The sequence below is a fragment of the Gilliamella sp. BG2 genome (assembly GCF_046635645.1).
Lineage (GTDB): Bacteria > Pseudomonadota > Gammaproteobacteria > Enterobacterales > Orbaceae > Gilliamella > Gilliamella bombi.
Genome location: NZ_JBIDFF010000075.1, coordinates 1 through 1,091, shown reverse-complemented (window position 1 = coordinate 1,091; position 1,091 = coordinate 1). Strand labels below are relative to the sequence as shown.

At 37.0% G+C, this 1,091-nt stretch carries 3 protein-coding genes; all 3 read left to right on the top strand.

The annotated features are described in order from the left end of the window. Positions 1 to 208 (top strand): hypothetical protein (locus ACGH6Q_RS12355; protein ID WP_411592998.1); only part of this gene is annotated, 208 nt, incomplete at its 5' end. Between the two features lie 67 nt (positions 209 to 275). Beyond that, complete coding sequence (locus ACGH6Q_RS12350; protein ID WP_085165767.1) at positions 276 to 620, top strand: hypothetical protein; 345 nt, start codon at positions 276 to 278, stop codon at positions 618 to 620. Positions 621 to 625: 5 nt separating this feature from the next. Further along, entirely contained in the window at positions 626 to 1,069 is a 444-nt protein-coding gene (locus ACGH6Q_RS12345) for a recombination protein NinB (RefSeq protein ID WP_411592997.1), read from the top strand. The last annotated feature ends 22 nt before the right edge of the window (positions 1,070 to 1,091 follow it).

Sequence of the window (1,091 nt, the reverse complement as noted above, 5' to 3'; positions counted from 1 at the left end):
AATGACTAAATTAACACAGCAAGAGTTAGAAAAAGAAGTAGAAAGATTTAAAAAACATCTAATTACTCCAATTCCTATGGGGATAGAAGATTATAAAAAGAATGAGTTTATTAAAAAAATTTTAACGCAAGATGTTGATTTTATTAATTCCGCATTGCTTGCATGGCTAGCAAGAGCTGAATTAGACGGGGATCGGGGTGAGCAATGAGTGATGAAGTGATTGTAGCAATAGCTTCGTTTGTTTTTTTGGATTTCGTAATTTGGAGAGCAACTAAATGACAAAACCAACGCTGAACGATTTTATTAAAGACCCGTTCAAAGCTATGCGAAAGGGATACTATCCTGATTTTATGAGCTGTTTATCATTAAAAGCGTCATCGTTCGGAATTAAACAGCTAAACGATATTAAAGGTGAGTTTTTTTGGATTCTTAATCAAGAAGCAATTTTATTTCCAATACACTTGCTAAGCCTTGTTATATATACATTTCTAATATTAACAACGCCTATTCTTTTTCCAGTTTGGGCATTGATATTTTGGTTCAACGTTAGAAAGCAATATAAACGCTATCACGAAAAGATGAAGAACAAATCGACGCTAATAGTTGAGCATTCGGAGTGATAAACATGGCTAAAGAAATACGATTAACACACGAACTAGCACGCGCGACAGCGATTAACGTAATAAGTCAATTACCAGTCAATAGCGAGCGTCCATTGCGGATTGTAATTGATGAAGACAATCGCACGTTAGCACAAAATCGCATGATGTGGGCTGTTTTAAATGATATTGCAAAACAAGTTGAATGGAACGGAGAAAAGCTCACAGCAGAGGAATGGAAGCATTTAATCACGGCTAATTTGCACGGGCAGAAATGTGTAAAGGGAATTCAAGGCGGACTGGTGTTTATGGGGTTATCAACGCGAAGAATGAATAAAAAAGCATTTGCTGATGTGGTGACTTGCGCTGAACAGTTCGGGGCTGAAAATGGCGTTATATTTAGCTCAGATGCACAGGAAGCGATTCGACTGGCTGAACAGTACAAAGACCAATTATCAAAGGTGGCATGATGAACAATGAACACAAAGAACA